This window comes from Pseudomonas sp. B21-032 (assembly GCF_024748965.1).
Classification (GTDB): domain Bacteria; phylum Pseudomonadota; class Gammaproteobacteria; order Pseudomonadales; family Pseudomonadaceae; genus Aquipseudomonas.
This window is the reverse complement of record NZ_CP087180.1, coordinates 4,288,979-4,305,171: the sequence shown is the minus strand read 5'-3', so window position 1 is coordinate 4,305,171 and position 16,193 is coordinate 4,288,979. Positions and strand designations below refer to the sequence as shown.

The 16,193-nt window shown below is 62.8% G+C and carries 17 protein-coding genes; 9 read left to right on the top strand and 8 right to left on the bottom strand.

The genetic code is table 11. The annotated features are described in order from the left end of the window. Positions 1-131 precede the first annotated feature (131 nt). Complete coding sequence (locus LOY54_RS19805; protein ID WP_045195746.1) at positions 132-512, bottom strand: hypothetical protein; 381 nt, start codon at positions 510-512, stop codon at positions 132-134. 459 nt (positions 513-971) lie between these two features. On the opposite strand from LOY54_RS19805, the gene LOY54_RS19800 reads away from it, so the two are divergent. The 5 genes from LOY54_RS19800 to LOY54_RS19780 are packed head-to-tail and all read left to right on the top strand — an operon-like array spanning position 972 to position 7,301. After that, entirely contained in the window at positions 972-2,435 is a 1,464-nt protein-coding gene (locus LOY54_RS19800; protein ID WP_195884774.1) for a serralysin family metalloprotease, read from the top strand. A 24-nt stretch (positions 2,436-2,459) separates the two neighbouring features. Next, positions 2,460-2,864 (top strand): AprI/Inh family metalloprotease inhibitor, encoded by a 405-nt coding sequence (locus tag LOY54_RS19795; RefSeq protein ID WP_230090888.1) that lies wholly within the window; start codon positions 2,460-2,462, stop codon positions 2,862-2,864. Positions 2,865-2,910: 46 nt separating this feature from the next. Beyond that, positions 2,911-4,653, top strand: a complete 1,743-nt coding sequence (locus LOY54_RS19790; RefSeq protein WP_093380513.1) for a type I secretion system permease/ATPase — start codon at positions 2,911-2,913, stop codon at positions 4,651-4,653. Continuing rightward, positions 4,650-5,948, top strand: coding sequence for an HlyD family type I secretion periplasmic adaptor subunit (locus LOY54_RS19785; RefSeq protein WP_093380515.1), 1,299 nt, complete (start codon positions 4,650-4,652; stop codon positions 5,946-5,948). Before LOY54_RS19790 ends, LOY54_RS19785 begins: the two co-directional genes overlap by 4 nt. Before the next feature lie 12 nt (positions 5,949-5,960). Beyond that, complete coding sequence (locus LOY54_RS19780; protein ID WP_258607655.1) at positions 5,961-7,301, top strand: TolC family outer membrane protein; 1,341 nt, start codon at positions 5,961-5,963, stop codon at positions 7,299-7,301. Here LOY54_RS19780 and LOY54_RS19775 read toward each other — a convergent pair. Then, positions 7,298-8,491 carry an MFS transporter gene (locus tag LOY54_RS19775; RefSeq protein ID WP_258607654.1) on the bottom strand — a complete coding sequence of 398 codons (1,194 nt, stop codon included), beginning with the start codon at positions 8,489-8,491 and terminating at the stop codon, positions 7,298-7,300. The genes LOY54_RS19780 and LOY54_RS19775 overlap by 4 nt on opposite strands. A 106-nt stretch (positions 8,492-8,597) precedes the next feature. Here LOY54_RS19775 and LOY54_RS19770 point away from each other — a divergent pair, with 106 nt between their 5' ends. After that, positions 8,598-9,485, top strand: coding sequence for a LysR family transcriptional regulator (locus tag LOY54_RS19770; RefSeq protein WP_093380517.1), 888 nt, complete (start codon positions 8,598-8,600; stop codon positions 9,483-9,485). A 6-nt stretch (positions 9,486-9,491) separates the two neighbouring features. On the opposite strand, the gene LOY54_RS19765 is transcribed toward LOY54_RS19770, so the two are convergent. Continuing rightward, on the bottom strand, positions 9,492-10,241 hold the full coding sequence (locus tag LOY54_RS19765) for a 3-oxoacyl-ACP reductase family protein (protein ID WP_258607653.1): 750 nt from the start codon (positions 10,239-10,241) through the stop codon (positions 9,492-9,494). Between the two features lie 123 nt (positions 10,242-10,364). Here LOY54_RS19765 and LOY54_RS19760 point away from each other — a divergent pair, with 123 nt between their 5' ends. Next, on the top strand, positions 10,365-11,297 hold the full coding sequence (locus tag LOY54_RS19760; protein WP_093380520.1) for a LysR family transcriptional regulator: 933 nt from the start codon (positions 10,365-10,367) through the stop codon (positions 11,295-11,297). A 17-nt stretch (positions 11,298-11,314) separates the two neighbouring features. On the opposite strand, the gene LOY54_RS19755 is transcribed toward LOY54_RS19760, so the two are convergent. Further along, entirely contained in the window at positions 11,315-11,797 is a 483-nt protein-coding gene (locus tag LOY54_RS19755; protein WP_093380523.1) for a transcription elongation factor GreAB, read from the bottom strand. 4 nt (positions 11,798-11,801) lie between these two features. After that, positions 11,802-12,188 (bottom strand): hypothetical protein, encoded by a 387-nt coding sequence (locus LOY54_RS19750; RefSeq protein WP_045195243.1) that lies wholly within the window; start codon positions 12,186-12,188, stop codon positions 11,802-11,804. Positions 12,189-12,310: 122 nt separating this feature from the next. On the opposite strand from LOY54_RS19750, the gene earP reads away from it, so the two are divergent. Together earP and LOY54_RS19740 are read left to right on the top strand one after the other, a co-directional pair. Next, on the top strand, positions 12,311-13,441 hold the full coding sequence (gene earP, locus LOY54_RS19745; RefSeq protein WP_258607651.1) for an elongation factor P maturation arginine rhamnosyltransferase EarP: 1,131 nt from the start codon (positions 12,311-12,313) through the stop codon (positions 13,439-13,441). 48 nt (positions 13,442-13,489) lie between these two features. Next, the gene (locus tag LOY54_RS19740) at positions 13,490-14,062 is read left to right on the top strand and encodes an elongation factor P (protein WP_038994110.1); all 573 of its coding nucleotides are present in this window, start codon (positions 13,490-13,492) and stop codon (positions 14,060-14,062) included. Positions 14,063-14,131: 69 nt separating this feature from the next. On the opposite strand, the gene LOY54_RS19735 is transcribed toward LOY54_RS19740, so the two are convergent. The 3 genes from LOY54_RS19735 to LOY54_RS19725 all read right to left on the bottom strand — a co-directional run bounded on the left by LOY54_RS19735 (position 14,132) and on the right by LOY54_RS19725 (position 16,162). Then, a complete protein-coding gene (locus LOY54_RS19735; RefSeq protein WP_045195238.1) occupies positions 14,132-14,560 on the bottom strand; it encodes an organic hydroperoxide resistance protein in 429 nt (142 codons plus the stop codon). A gap of 127 nt (positions 14,561-14,687) precedes the next feature. Next, complete coding sequence (locus tag LOY54_RS19730; protein WP_093380528.1) at positions 14,688-15,149, bottom strand: MarR family winged helix-turn-helix transcriptional regulator; 462 nt, start codon at positions 15,147-15,149, stop codon at positions 14,688-14,690. Between the two features lie 56 nt (positions 15,150-15,205). Then, positions 15,206-16,162, bottom strand: coding sequence for a LysR family transcriptional regulator (locus tag LOY54_RS19725; RefSeq protein WP_258607650.1), 957 nt, complete (start codon positions 16,160-16,162; stop codon positions 15,206-15,208). Positions 16,163-16,193 lie beyond the last annotated feature (31 nt).

Genomic DNA, 16,193 nt, shown 5'->3' with positions numbered 1-16,193 from the left:
CCCGGGTGGCGAAAGCCTGCCGGGCTCGCGCCGGGCAGGCGGGGGCGCAATCTTAGCAGGGGCGACCGGTTGGCGGCGCCCCTGTTTTCAATCGATTGTCATGACCATGAACGTACGAGGGCTGTGCGGATTCAGCCGTTCGCTGCCGCCTGGCTGTGGCGTCGCCAATTGCCGTCGATTTTCGACCAGGTCTTCTTGTCGGTGATGGCCATCAGCTTGCGACCATCCTTGAAGGTCGCCAGGAAGGTCACTTCTTCTTCCTTGCCGCCTAGCCAAAGGCCGGCGATCAGGCCGACCGGGCCGGCCACCAGGGCGCCGGCAACGCCCCAGCCCAGCGCACTGCTCAGGCTGCGGCTAGATTCCTGATTGGCGACGATCAGATCGGTAATGCGGGTCAGGGCGATTTTCTCGCCAGGTGAGGGGCTGCGGGCGGTCTTGAGTGTGAGCGATCCATTGCGGTACTCGCCTTCACCTTGCAAGAAATCGCCGGATTGAACCGTGAGTCTTGTCATAGTGGCATCCAGGTTGAAAGGGCTGTTGACCAATCCCTACTCAGCGCCCGGCCCCGTCACAAGTCAATGGCCAGCCGACGGAGGGTCACCCGCTAGTTGTCACAAAAAAGTAAAGGCTCAGAATCAGCGGGTTATAACGGCATGTCGCATTCTTATAATTAAACTTCGATTATGCAACTAAAACTGTCGGGTCAGTTTTCGTCTAGGGCCGGGGTTTTTGTCAGTCTCGATATATCGTCGTTTGCGCAAATGTATACGCATTGGCTAAATCAAGGGTTTGCGCGTGTAGGACAATAAACAATTAGTCTTATTGAAAATTGACGTCAAAAAAAGCTGGACAGTTCAATTCCACCTGTGTCAGTTTTTCCCCGCCTCATTCAGGCGAGTGATAGGACGATCTCGCCGCAGGAGCGTCCTATCGGACAACAACTGCTTTTTTGTAAACAAGGAAGTGTCTGTATGTCGAAAGTCAAAGAAAGCGCTATTGTTTCAGCTGGCTCTGTATTGCAACCGCACGGTGCAAGTTCCGCTTACAGCCTGATCAATAGTTTCGGCCATCAATATGATCGCGGCGGCAGTGCGACAGTCAATGGCAAACCTTCGTTCTCGGTCGACCAGGCCGCTACCCAGTTGCTGCGCGACGGCGCTGCCTGGAAAGACCTGAACAAGGACGGCACCATCAGCCTGACCTATACCTTCCTGACCAAGGCACCTTCTGACTTCTACGGTCAGGGGCTGGGCTCGTTCAGCGCCTTTTCCGCGCAGCAGAAAGCCCAGGCCAAACTGTCCATGCAGTCCTGGGCGGACGTGGCCAAGGTCACCTTCAAGGAAGGCGCCTCGGGCGGCGACGGTCACATGACCTTCGGCAACTACAGCGATGGCAGCACCGGCGGCGCGGCATTCGCCTACCTGCCGTTCGACGGTCCGGGCTCGCACAAGGGCGAATCCTGGTACCTGATCAACAATCAGTACCAGGCCAACGTCAACCCGGAAAACGGCAACTACGGCCGTCAGACCCTGACCCACGAAATCGGCCACGTCCTGGGCCTGTCCCACCCCGGCGACTACAACGCCGGCGAAGGCTACCCGACCTATGCCGATGCTACCTACGGCCAGGACACCCGTGGCTACAGCGTCATGAGTTACTGGGGCGAGAGCAACACCAGCCAGAACTTCACCAAGGGCGGTGTGCAGGTGTACTCCTCGGCACCGCTGATGGATGACATCGCCGCCATCCAGAAGCTCTATGGCGCCAACTACGCGACCCGCTCCGGCGACACCGTGTACGGCTTCAACTCCACCGCTGACCGCGACTTCTACTCGGCCACCTCGGCCTCGTCGAAAATCGTCTTCTCGGTGTGGGACGGTGGCGGCAACGACACCCTGGACTTCTCCGGTTTTACCCAGAACCAGAAGATCAACCTCAATGACGCGTCGTTCTCCGACGTCGGCGGCATGATCGGCAATATTTCCATTGCCAAGGGTGCCATTGTCGAGAACGCCATCGGCGGCTCGGGCAACGACCTGCTGATCGGCAACGCCGTGGCCAACGAGCTCAAGGGTGGTGCCGGCAACGACATCATCTACGGCGGCGGCGGTGCCGACAAACTCTGGGGTGGTGCCGGTTCCGACACCTTCATCTTCGCTGCCAGCAGCGATTCGACCCCGAGCAATCCCGACCGGATCATGGATTTCGTCAGCGGTCAGGACAAAATCGATCTGTCGGCAATGTCGGCCTTTGCTGTCAACAAGCTGCCGCTGCAGTTCGTTGATGCCTTCACCGGCCATGCCGGCGAAGCGGTGCTGAGCTTCGATCAGGCAAGCAACCTCGGTAGCCTGTCGATCGACTTCACCGGCAACAGCCTGTCTGATTTCCTGGTGACCACTGTAGGTCAGGCGGTCGCCACGGATATCGTGGTCTGATAGCAAACTGAAAGGGCGGCGCCGATGCGCCGCCTTTTCCGAGGCGGACAGATAATGGCTTTGAAGCGAATGATCGCGCTCGGCGCGATTCCCCTGATGTTGATGACCGAGGTCGGTATGGCAAGCAGCCTGCTACTCCCCACGCCCGCGCAACTGGCCGGTGACTGGATGCTTTACCCCGAAAACGATCGGGCCGCAGGGTGTGAAATGCACCTGGATGCAGCGCAAACCTTGCGCGGCGATCTCGAATGCGTAGCAGGGCTGATTGGGCAGCGCCCCAGCGGCTGGCTGCCGACCACTGATACGCTGGCTTTGCTTGATGGCAGCGGTAGCGCGATGGTGCACTTTAACCGTTATAAGCCAGGTATCTTCAAATGGACTTCCATATCCGGAAAGATACTCTTGCTGGAACGTAAGAATAAAGAATAAAGCCTTGTAGGCGATTGCCGATTTTTCAGTGATAGAAAGGCGGACAATGAACAAGCCGACTCATAAAGCCGGGGCACCCCTGTGGGCAGCACTGGCCGATCACAAGTCCACGCTATTGAGTGTGGGTTGTTTTACCGCGTTGATTAACCTGCTTATGTTGGTGCCCTCGATTTATATGCTGCAAGTGTATGATCGGGTACTGTCTTCGCAAAACGAAACAACCCTGTGGATGTTGACGTTGATGGTAGTCGGCTTCTTCGTATTTATCGGCGCGCTGGAAGCGATCCGCAGTTTTATTGTTATCCGGGTTGGCAACCAGCTGGAGCAGGGCTTTAACCTCCACGTCTACCGTGCAGCCTTTGAGCGCAACTTGCGCCAGGGCGACGGGCAGGCCGGGCAAGCACTTAACGACCTCACGCAAGTGAGGCAATTTGTCACCGGTCCTGCACTGTTTGCCTTCTTTGATGCACCCTGGTTTCCGATTTATCTGGCAGTGATTTTCCTCTTCAACGTCTGGCTGGGTGTCATGGCCTGTGCCGGGGCGCTGCTGCTGATTGCCCTGGCGGTGCTCAACGAACGCCTGACTCACAAGCCGCTGGTTGAGGCCAGCGGTTTCCAGCAGCAGTCCACGCACCTGGCCAGCAGCCAGTTGCACAATGCCGAGAGCATCCAGGCCATGGGCATGCTTGGCGCCTTGCGCCAGCGCTGGTTTGCCTTGCATTCGCGCTTTCTGAACCTGCAAAACCAGGCCAGCGATACCTCGGCGGTGATCACCGCGGTGAGCAAGTCGCTGCGCCTGTGCCTGCAGTCCCTGGTGCTAGGGCTGGGCGCCCTGCTGGTGATCGAGGGGCAGATGACCCCGGGGATGATGATCGCCGGTTCCATCCTCATGGGCCGGGTGCTCAGCCCGATCGATCAGCTGATTGCCGTGTGGAAGCAGTGGAGTGGCGCGCACATGGCCTATCAGCGCCTGGATGGCCTGCTGCGCGCGTTTCCCGAGCCGCCGGCGCCGATGGCCTTGCCAGCGCCAAGCGGGCGCCTGGGCTTCGAACAGGTCAGCGCCGGGCCGCCTGGCAAGCGCGTGGCCACCTTGCAGCAGATCAGTTTCAACCTGGGTGCCGGCGAAGTACTTGGCGTGCTCGGCACCTCCGGCTCGGGCAAGTCGACCCTGGCCAAGGTGCTGGTCGGCGTCTGGCCGACCCTGGCCGGTACCGTGCGCCTGGACGGCGCCGACCTGCACCGCTGGGACCGCGAGGCCCTCGGCCCGCATATCGGCTACCTGCCGCAGAACATCGAACTGCTGCGCGGCAGCATTGCCGAGAACATTGCCCGCTTTGCCGAGCTCGACGGCCTCAAGGTGGTCGAAGCCGCGCGCCAGGCCGGCGTGCACGAACTGATTCTGCGCCTGCCGCAAGGCTATGACACACGCCTGGGCGAAGACGGCGGCGACCTGTCAGGCGGGCAGAAGCAACGCATCGCTCTGGCCCGGGCCCTGTACGGCGGGCCGAGCCTGATCGTGCTCGATGAACCCAATTCCAACCTCGACACCAGCGGCGAAGCGGCGCTGGCCACTGCCATCGCCCAGATGAAAGCCCAGGGCCGCACCGTGGTGCTGGTTACGCACCGCTCGGCCGCCCTGGCCCAGGCGGATAAACTGCTGGTGCTCAGCGAGGGCCGGATGCAGGCCTTTGGCCCGACCCATGAAGTCATGCAGGCCCTGAGCCGGGCTCAGGAGCAGGCCCAGCGCCAGCCCGCAAATGCCGCACTGGCAACCGGAGGTGGCGCATGAGCCAGGTCGATAAAAGCCGCAGTGCCCGGTTTTACGTGCGCCTGGGCTGGCTGCTGACCCTGGTCGGTTTTGGCGGGTTCATTGCCTGGGCAACCCTGGCGCCGCTCGATCAAGGCATTGCCGTGCAGGGCACCGTGGTGGTCTCGGGCAAGCGCAAGGCGGTGCAATCCCTGGCCGGTGGCGTGGTCAGCCGCATCCTGGTCAGCGAAGGCCAGTTGGTTAAACAGGGTCAGCCGTTGTTTCGCCTCGACCAGACCCAGGTCCAGGCCGATGTGCAATCGCTGCAGGCCCAGTACCGCTTGGCCTGGGCCAGCCTGGCGCGCTGGCAGAGCGAGCGCGACAACCTCGGCGCAATCATCTTTCCAGCGCAGCTTGCCAGCAACCCCGACCCGCAACTGAGCCTGGTGCTCGAGAGCCAGCGCCAGCTGTTCAGCAGCCGCCGTGATGCCCAGGCCCGCGAGCAGGCCGGGCTGACCGCCAGTATCGACGGCGCCGTGGCTCAGTTGGCCGGCATGCGCCGCGCCCGTGGCGACCTGCAGGCCCAGGCCGATTCGCTGCGTGAGCAGTTGGAGAACCTCAAGCCGCTGGCAATTCAGGGCTACATTCCGCGCAACCGCTTGCTCGAGTATCAGCGCCAGTTGTCCCAGGTCCAGCGCGACCTGGCGCAAAACAGCGGCGACAGCGCGCGGCTGGAACAGGGCATTGTCGAGTCGCGGCTGAACCTGCAGCAGCGGCGCGAGGAATATCAGAAAGAGGTGCGCAGCCAGTTGGCCGAAGCGCAACTGAAAAGCCTGACCCTAGAGCAGCAACTGACCTCGGCCGGTTTCGACCTGCAGCACAGCGAGATCCTCGCCCCGGCCGACGGCATTGCGGTCAACCTTGGCGTGCATACCGAGGGCGCGGTGGTGCGCGCCGGCGAAACCTTGCTGGAGGTGGTGCCCCAGGGCACCGCCCTGGAAGTGGAAGGGCGCCTGCCGGTCAACCTTGTGGATAAAGTCGCGATGCAGCTGCCTGTGGATATCCTCTTCACCGCCTTCAACCAGAGCAGCACGCCGCGGGTGTCGGGCGAGGTGGCGCTGATTTCCGCCGACCAGTTGCTCGATGACAAGACCGGCCAGCCGTATTACGTGCTGCGCAGCACCGTCAGCGAGCAGGCCCTGGCGCGCCTTGACGGGCTGGTGATCAAACCGGGCATGCCGGCCGAATTGTTCGTGCGTACCGGCGAGCGCTCGATGCTCAATTACCTGTTCAAACCCCTGCTCGACCGGGCAGGCACCGCGTTGACCGAACAATAAGGAAGCCCGTGGATGAAAAGCTTGATGACCGGGCTGCTGGCGGCGTTCGCCCTGACAACAGGGGCGGGCGCGCAGGCCATGGGGCCGTTTCAGGTGTATGAACAGGCGCTGCGCAAGGACCCGGTGTTCCTCGGCGCGCTCAAGGCCCGCGACGCCGGGCAGGAAAACCGCACCATTGGCCGCGCCGGTTTGCTGCCAAACCTGTCGTACAACTACAACAAGGGTCGCAACGATTCCAAGGCCCGCTACCTGGGCGATTCGCCGCGCGAAGATGAAGACCGCCACTACAACAGCTACGGCTCGACCTTCATCCTTCAGCAGCCGTTGCTCGACTACGAGGCCTACGCCAGTTACCGCAAGGGCGTGGCCCAGGCGCTGTTCGCCGATGAAGCATTTCGCGGCAAGAGCCAGGAACTGCTGGTGCGGGTGATGACCAGTTATACCCAGGCGCTGTTTGCCGACGACCAGATCAGTATCAGTGTCGCCAGCAAGCAGGCCTATCAACAGCAGTTCCAGCAGAACCAGCAACTGTTCCAGCAGGGCGAGGGCACCCGTACCGACATCCTCGAAGCCCAGGCCCGCTATGAGCTGGCCGACGCCGAGGAGATCCAGGCCCGTAACGATCAGGATGCCGCCCTGCGCGAGCTGGGGGCGCTGATCGGCGAGCCTTCGGCGCGCATCGACGAGCTGGCGCCGCTCAACGACGGCTTTGCCCTGCTGGCGCTGCAGCCAGCGACCTACGAGGCCTGGCATGAGCTGGCCCTGGCCAACAACCCGCAACTGGCGTCCCAGCGCCAGGCCCTGGAAGTGGCCGGATTCGAGGTGGAGCGCAACCGTGCCGGGCACCTGCCCAAGGTCACGGCTTACGCTACCTCACGGCAAATGCAGTCCGACAGTGGCAACACCTATAACCAGCGCTATGACACCAACACCATCGGCATCGAAGTCAGCCTGCCGTTGTTTGCCGGGGGCGGGGTGTCGGCGGCCACCCGTCAGGCCAGCCGCAACCTGGAGCAGGCCGAATATGAACTGGACGGCAATACCCGTACCACCCTGATCGAGCTGCGCCGCCAGTACAACGCCTGCCAGTCCGGCGTCAGCCGCCTGCGGGCCTATCAGCGCGCGCTGACTTCGGCCGAGGCGCTGGTGCAATCGACCCGCCAGAGTGTGCTGGGTGGCGAGCGGGTCAACCTCGATGTGCTCAATGCCGAGCAGCAACTGGCGACCACCCGCCGCGACCTGGCCCAGGCCCGCTACGACTATCTGCTGGCCTGGATCAAGCTGCACTACTACGCCGGGACCCTGCGCGAGGAGCACCTGGCGAGGGTCGATGAAGCCTTTGTGCGCCGTTAGGCGATACCCGGGCGCACGGCGCGCTGGCGCTCAGCCAGGCCCCAGACCAGCAGGGCCAGGGCGCCGATGCTCAGGCCGGCGATGACGATGCCGTCCCAGCCATAGCGCTGGAACAGCTGCGTGCCGAGCAGCGAGCCGAGCGCGCCGCCGATGAAGTAGCAGGTGATGTAGCCGGCATTCAGGCGGTTGCGCGCTTGCGGACGCAGGACAATCACCGCGTTCTGGTTGCTCACGTGCACCAGCTGCACCGCCAGGTCGAGCAACAGCACGCCAACCAGCAATGCCGCCAGCGACGACTGCGCAAAGGCCAGCGGTACCCACGAAAGCAGCAGTACCAGCAAGCCCACCGTGGTGCCCAGCGGGCCTTTGCCGCGGTCGGCCAGGCGCCCGGCCCAGTTGGCCGACAGGGCCCCGGCGGCACCGGCCAGGCCGAACAGGCCGATCACTGCGTCGCAATAGTGGTAAGGCTCGGCCGACAGCAGAAAGGCCAGCGGCGTCCAGAACAAGGCGAACAGGCTGAACGACAACAGCCCCAGCAGCGAGCGCAAGCGCAGGATCGGCTCGTCGACGAACAGGCGGAACACCGAGCCGAGCAGCGCCGGATAACTGAGCCCGGCGTGCTGATGGCGCTCGGGCAGGGCACGGAACAGGGCGATCGCCGACAGCCCCATCAACCCTGCCGCCAACAGGTAGATGCTGCGCCAGCTACCCAGTTCAGCCATGAAGCCGGCAGCCGTGCGCGCCAGCAGGATGCCCAGCAGCAGCCCGCTCATCAGCGTGCCGACCACCCGCCCGCGTTGTGACGGGTCACTGAGGCCCGCCGCCATCGGCACCAGCACTTGGGCGACCACCGAAAACAGGCCGGTGAGGGTGGTGCCGATCAGCAGCCATATCAGGCTTGGCGAAAAGGCGCTGATCAGCAGGCCCAGGGTGCTGATGGCAATCATGCTGACGATCAGCTTGCGTTGTTCGAACAGGTCGCCCAGCGGTGCCAGCAGCAACAGGCCGGCGCCGTAGCTCAGTTGTGCGGCCATGACGATGGCCCCGGCGCTGGCAGTAGTCAGGCCGAAATGCTCGGCGATGCTGTGCAGCAAGGGTTGTGCGTAGTAGTTGCTGGCGACCGCGAGGCCTGTGGCAGTGGCCATCAGCAAAATCAGGCCGCGGCTCAGGGGGTGGATGGCAGAGGTCATGGACCGTCTCTAATCAGTGGCAGTTGGAGGTGACAGTATGGGAAATGCGCTAGCATGACGCCAATGTATCGTTTTCATTCTATCCATCTTGAAAATAGATCGATCCATGAATCTCAAGCAGATTGAATATGCCTTGGCGGTAGTCGACACCGGCAGCTTCACCCGCGCCGCCGAGCGCTGCCATGTGGTGCAGTCGGCCTTGAGCCATCAGATTGCCCGGTTGGAAGAAACCCTCGGCGTCAGCCTGTTCGAGCGTAGCTCGCGGCGCGTGCGCCTGACGCCTGCGGGGGAAGCTTTTGTGCAAAGCGCGCGGCCAGCACTGGAGGCGACTCGAAGGATTGCCGAGGATGTTGCCGCCGCCTGCGGTGAAGTGCGCGGGCAATTGTCGATCGGCGAGATCACCTCGCTGACCGAGCTGGACCTGGTCGATCTGCTGGCTGATTTTCATGCCCAACATCCACGGGTGGACATCCGCTGGCTGATGGCCAAGAGCGAGTTGCTGATCGCCGACGTGCGCGAGCGACGCCTGGACGTGGGTTTTATCGGAATCTGGCCGGGCGAGCGGCTGGAAGGCGTCGAGTACCGCCTGCTGGCCGAAGAAGAATTGGTGGCGGTGATGGCTGTCGAGCACCCTTTGGCAGGCAAGATTCGCTTGTCTCTGGCCGATCTTGAAGCCCAGCCGCTGGTGGATTTTCCCGCCGGTAGCGGCGCGCGCCGGCAAACTGACGAAGCCTTTGCTGCCGCCGGAGTGCGCCATCGGGTGCAGTTCGAAATGACCAACATCCGCCTGGTGGAGAAATTCGCCAAGCGCGGCCTGGCGATCGGCCTGGTGCCGGCGCGAATTGCCAACGGCTTCAATGGCGTGGCGTCGGTAGCGGTCGAGGATGCGCCGGTGCGTCACGTTTATGCGATCTGGTCGACGCACCCGACCCCGGCCGCCAGGGCCTTTGTCCAGTTGATTGAACAGCGCCTGGCCGACAGGGACGGTCATTGACTGGCCTCAGGCCGCGAAGCCGCCATCAATGCTCAGGCTTGCGCCAGTGATGTACGCCGCCTCCGGGCCGGCCAGGTAGGCGACGAAGCTGGCGATCTCATCGACGTGGCCGTAGCGACCCACCGCCATCAAGCCCATCAGGCTTTCAGCGAACTCGCCCTGGGCCGGGTTCATGTCGGTGTCCACCGGCCCCGGCTGGACGTTGTTGATGGTGATGCCCAGGGGGCCGAGGTCACGGGCCAGACCGCGGGTCAGGCCGACCAGCGCCGACTTGCTCATGGCATAGGGGCCGCCACCGGCGAAGGGCATGCGCTCGGCATTGGTGCTGCCGATGTTGATGATACGCCCGCCCTGGCCCATGTGCCGGGCAGCGGCCTGGGTGGCGACGAAAACGCTGCGCACATTCACCGCCAGGGTACGGTCGAAGTCTTCCAGGCTGAAATCCGCCAGTGGCCCGACGGCCAGTACCCCGGCGTTATTGACCAGGATATCCAGGCCACCGAAGGCCTCGACGGTGCTTGCCACAGCCTGCTGCACGGCGCTGGCATCGGCGCTGTCGGCCTTGATTGCCAGGGCCTTGCCGCCGGCGGCGATGATGCTCTGCTGCAAGGCATCGGCCTGGGCCGGGGCATTGGCGTAGGTGAAGGCGACACTGGCGCCTTCGGCGGCCAGGCGTTTGACGATGGCAGCGCCGATACCGCGCGAGCCACCCTGGATCAAGGCTACTTTACCGTTGAGGCTGGATTGGGTCGACATGCTGTGCTCCCGAAAGAACAAGGCCGGATGCCTTGGATGGGGCCCAGTATCGGCCGCTGATTACCCTGCCGGTAGCCAGTAATCGCTATAGTCTGTGTAAACCAGAAGTATGGAATCGCCGCGATGGAGTCGTTCAGCAGTATCGAGTGTTTTGTCCGCAGCGCCGAGGTCGGCAGCTTTGCCGAAGCCGCGCGGCGCCTGAGCCTGACCCCGGCGGCAGTGGGCAAGAACGTCGCCCGCCTGGAGGCACGTCTGGGTGTGCGCTTGTTCCAGCGCAGTACTCGGCGCCTGACCCTGACCGAGGCCGGCCAGCGTTTTCTCGGTGAGGTAGCGGCGAGTTTCCAGACCATCCAGTACGCCGTGGCTAACCTTGCCAGTGCCGAAGGGCAGCCTGCCGGTACCCTGAAAGTGAGCATGGGCACGGTGTTCGGCCGTCTGTACATTGTGCCGCTGCTGGCTGAGTTCCTGCGGCGCTACCCGGCCATCAGCCCTGATTGGCATTTTGATAACCGCCAGGTCGACCTGATTGGCCAAGGTTTCGATGCGGCCATTGGCGGCGGCTTCGATCTGCCGCAAGGCGTGGTGGCGCGCAAGCTGACTCCGGCGCACCGGATTCTGGTAGCGGCGCCGGCCTACCTGCAGCAGCATCCGCCGATCACCCAGCCTGGCGACTTGCACGCACTCGATGGCATCCTCATCCGTTCGCCGCAAACCGGGCGCGTGCGCTCCTGGCCGCTGACCAGCCGCGAGCGGGAACAAAGTCCGTTGAGCCTGCGCCTGCGCATGACCATGAGCGATTCGGAAGCCGCCTGCGCGGCAGCGGAGCAGGGCCTGGGCGTAGCGCTGGTGAGCATGCCATTTGCCGTGCCATACCTGCAGGCCGGGCGGCTGCTGCGAGTGTTGCCGGACTGGTATGTGGACGACGGCAACATCTCGCTGTACTACGCCGAACACAAACTATTGCCGGGCAAGACCCGGGCCTTTGTCGATTTTATCATCGAGCAGTTTGCCAGCCAGGGGTTGGCGCAGCGCTTTGATGCCTTGGGATCTTTGTGAAGGCGCAGCCTTCCTGATCACAGAACCTTGAGGATGTAGTAACGCTGGGACACCCCGCCAAGCACCAGGCTGACCTCATCCTCTTCGACCTTGCCGAGCAGTCCCTGACCCAGTGGCGAGCGCGGGGTGATCACCGTGACCAGGTGCTCGCCCTGGCCAATCTTCAGGCCCGCGCCTTCGGGGCCGAGGAATAACTGCTGGCAACTGCCGTTCTCGGCCTCGAGGGTCACCAGGTTGCTGACCTGGATGCCGCGTTGCGGGTCATAGTCGCGCAGCAGCAACTGCTGGTACGCCGCCCGCGCCTGGCGGATCTCTTCCATGCGCCGGGCTTGCCCGGTGGCCAGGTACGAAGCCTCAAGGCCCAGGGTGTCGTACTTGTTCTCGGCGATGTTCTCTTCGGCGGTGGCCGCTTCATAGGCGGTTTGCGCCGCGCGCTGGGCGACGTCCAGGTCGAAGGTCAGGGTATCGATGATGCGTTGCAACAGGTCGGCTTTGTTCATGGTGTCAGTTGCAAAATTCCAGGACATGGGCGCGACTTTTTTCTGTGGGCAGGTTGCGGTTTTGCTGCAGCCAGAACTGGCACTTGGGGTTGGACAGGTTGCGCATGCTGCCTTGTGCCTGTTCTTCGGCCTGCTGTACCTGCTGGTTGCGCAGGATCTGCTGGTACTGCTCGAACATCTGCTGTTGCGGGTCTGCCGCCGGCGGGGGCGCCGGGGCGATGGCAGGCGGCGCAAGCACCTGGCCGATCGGCGGCACCGTCGCGGGAAGCAGGCGCCCGGCCAGCCACAGGCTCAGGGCGATGGCCACGGCGCCAAGCCACAGGCCCAGGGCAATGCACAGGATCAGTTGCAGCGGCTTGAGGGTGATCTTCAGTTCGCGAGGGCGGGGCATGATGGCCTCCTGGCCAGGACACGGGTGGCCATTGTCGCATGGTGCAGCAGGTTTTTTACCTGCCATGCTTTTGTCTGCGATGATTTACCCGGACAATCGGCGCTTTTTCCAAGGGGCTCGCGATGAAAGCGCACTGGGACATCTTCTGTTGTGTCGTCGACAACTACGGCGACATCGGCGTGACCTGGCGCCTGGCCCGGCAATTGGTGGCCGAGCAGGGCCAGGCGGTGCGCCTGTGGGTGGATGACCTTAAGGCGTTCGTGCGTATTTGTCCCGCGGCCCGGGCCGATGCCGCCCAGCAATGGCAACAGGGCGTTGATGTGCGCCAATGGCCTGGCGAGTGGCAGGACACGGCGGTAGCGCAGGTGGTGATTGGCGCGTTCGCTTGTCAGTTGCCGCCCGCTTATGTGCAGGCGATGCTCGATCAGCCACGTGCGCCATTGTGGCTGAACCTGGATTATCTCAGCGCCGAAGACTGGGTCGAAGGCTGCCATGGTTTGCCGTCGCCCCAGGCCAATGGCTTGCGCAAGGTGTTTTTCTTTCCGGGCTTCACCCGCAAAACCGGCGGCTTGCTGCGTGAGGCGAACCTGTTGGCACAACGCGACGTGCTGCAGCAGGACCCTGCCGCACGCACCGCGTTTCTGCAGCGCCTGGGCGTGACGCCAGCGGCAAACGCCCGCCTGATTTCGCTGTTCGCCTATGAAAACCCCGGTGTGGCCAGCTGGCTCGAGGCCCTGGCTGGCGACAGCCGCGCCAATCATCTACTGGTGCCCGAAGGCCGGGTGCTGGGCGATGTTCAGGCCTGGCTCGGCGAGCCGCTGTGCGTCGGCAGTGTTGCCCGGCGCGGCGCACTGACCGTGCAGATCCTGCCGTTCGTCAGCCAGGACGATTACGACCGGCTGCTGTGGAGCTGCGATTTCAATGCAGTGCGCGGTGAAGACTCTTTCGTTCGTGCGCAATGGGCGGCACGGCCGCTGCTTTGGCATATTTATGTGCAGGAAGAGTATGCCCACTGGGAAAAACTCGAAGCGTTTCTGGATCTGTACATCCAGGGCCTGAGCGCTGCGGCAGGCGACGCGCTGGTACAATTGTGGCGCGCCTGGAACATGGACTGCGACATGGGCCAGGCCTGGCAGCAGGTGCTGCTGCACTGGGACGAACTCGACCAGCACGCCCGCCGCTGGAGCGCCGCGCAGGCCGCTCAGCCGGACCTTGCCACGGCGCTGGTACAGTTTTACCGAAATTGGCTATGATATGCGGCCTCGATTTTTGTAAATCCATCCAAATTCGGATATATCGCAATGAAAACTGGTAAAGAACTGAAACCCGGTACCGTGATCCGTATCGACAACGATCCATGGCTGGTTCAGAAGGCTGAGTTCACCAAGTCGGGCCGTAACAGCGCGATCATGAAAACCAAGCTGAAGAACCTGCTGACCGGCTACAAGACTGAAACCGTCTACTCGGCCGACGACAAGCTGGACGACGTAATCCTGGATCGCAAAGAAGCGACCCTGTCGTTCATCAACGGCGACACCTACACCTTCATGGACACCACTGACTACACCATGTACGAGCTGAACGCCGAAGACATCGAGGCCGTTCTGCCGTTCATCGAAGAAGGCATGGAAGACGTCTGCGAAGCCGTGTTCTTCGAAGAGCGCCTGGTTTCGGTTGACCTGCCAACCACCATCGTGCGTCAGGTTGACTACACCGAAGGTTCCGCTCGCGGCGACACTTCGGGCAAGGTCATGAAGCCTGCCAAGCTGAAGAACGGCACCGAGCTGAGCGTTGCTGACTTCATCGAAATCGGCGACTGGATCGAGATCGACACTCGCGAAGGCGGCTCCTACAAGGGCCGTGCCAAGGTCTAAGCCTGGCATTCCTGCGCAATCGAAAAACCCGGCCTTGGCCGGGTTTTTTTATGCCTGGGGTTTTATCACTCAGACAGTGACATGCAAGCGTACATCAACGTTGCCACGGGTGGCATTGGAGTACGGGCAGACCTGGTGAGCGGCGTCGACCAGTGCTTGTGCCTCAGCCTGGTCCAGGCCCGGCAGGTTGATGTTCAGGTCGATATCCAGACCGAAGCCACCCGGAATCTGGCCGATGCCGACCTTGGCAGTGATCGAGCTGTCAGCAGGCAGGGCCTTTTTCTGCTGGCCAGCGACAAACTTCAGGGCGCCGATAAAGCAGGCCGAATAGCCGGCGGCAAACAGCTGTTCGGGGTTGGTGCCGTCACCACCGGCGCCGCCCAGTTCCTTGGGGGTGCTCAGTTTGACTTCCAGCTTGCCGTCGCTGGAGCTCGATTTACCGTCGCGGCCACCGGTGGATGTGGCTTGGGCAATGTACAGCGGAGTGACTTTTTGCATGATGAGCCTCGCTTGTGAGTGGCGCCGCGGCGCTGAGTGGGTACGGAAATTAAATTAGCGCGCAATTATTTAGTGCGCAAGATAATTTTTCGGCTGACCTACGAACGGTCATCTACCAGCATAGCCCTCAGAGGCTTTTTTGCAGGTTGGCGCGCAGTTCCAGCAAGTCGGCCTGCAGCTTTTGCAGGCGTTGGAGGTTCTCGCCACTGGCGGCGAGGATGCAGTGCGGCACATCCTTGGCCCGGGCTTGCAAGGCGCGGCCCTGGTCGCTCAACTGCACCAGCACGACCCGTTCATCTTCACGGCTGCGGGTACGCTTGAGCAGGCCTTCGGCTTCCAGGCGCTTGAGCAAGGGAGTGAGCGAGCCTGGATCGGTGAGCAGGCGCTGGCTTATCTCGCCGACGGTCAGGCCGTCCTGTTCCCACAGCACCAACATCGCCAGGTATTGTGGGTACGTCAGCCCAAGCTTGTGCAGCAGCGGCTTGTAGACCTTGGTCATCAGCAGCGAAGTCGAATGCAGAGCAAAGCACACCTGGTTATCCAGGCGCAGTTCGTCGCAGGGAGCGGGCGCTTTCGGGTCGGCGTTCATGCACATCCTTTCATGGGTTGAGTCCTTTAAATTTAGCACGCAAGTCATTAGCGCACTTACTGCCAGCGCAGCTCGCTTTGCAGCGCCAGGTCCCATGGCGGGATCGGGCTGAAGCGGCTCTTGAGGAATTCGAGCAGCAAACGGCTGCGAGAGTTCGTTTCATGTTCCAGGCGCAGGGCATAGATGCCACTGCTTTCGGCGCCGGGCAGGCCGTTGTCACAGAATAGCGGCAGCAATTCGCCGCGCAGCAGGTACTCGCTGATCAGCCAGGTGGGCAGGTGGGCGATGCCCAGGCCGGCGAGGGCGCCGAACAGCAGGGTTTCGGCATTGTTGGCACTCATGCGCATGCGCGTCGGGCGGTACAGGCGCATCTGCCCCTCGACCGCGAAGCGCCAGGCGAAGGGCGGGGCCAGGCCGTCCCAGTCCAGGCCATCGTGTTCAGGCAGTTCAGCCGGGCTGGCGGGAATGCCGCGCTGGGCCAGATAGCCGGGGCTGGCGCAGGCAATGCGCACCATATAGGCCAGCGGCGTGGCCACCAGGCGAGTGTCGGCCAGCGGGCCGGCGCGCAGTACCAGGTCGACTTCGCCCAGGTGCGCGCCGTGCAGGTCGACGAAGCTGTCGATCAGGCGCAGTTGTACGTCCAGGCCGGGATAGGCAACGAGGAAATCGGCGATGGCCGGGGCCAGGTGGCGGCGGCCGAAGGCGGCCGGGGCGTCGATGCGAATCAGGCCTTCCGGGGCATTGCTCAGCGACACCGCTTCAGCCCGGGCCAGGCGCAGTTCTTCGACAATTCGCCGGGCGCGCTCGGCAAAGGCATTGCCCGCCGGCGTCGGCCTTAGCGCATGGGTACTGCGCACGAACAGGCGGCTGCCGACTGCGCTTTCCAGGCTGTCGATACGCCGTGCCACCGCCGAAGGCGTCAACGGATGACGCCTGGCAGTAGCGGAGAAGCTGCCGGTTTCCAGCACATCGAGAAATAGGCTGAGTTGTTCGGTCAGGGCGTCGGGGTTCATGGCGGCAGATCTGCTTTTGCGTATATGGCAC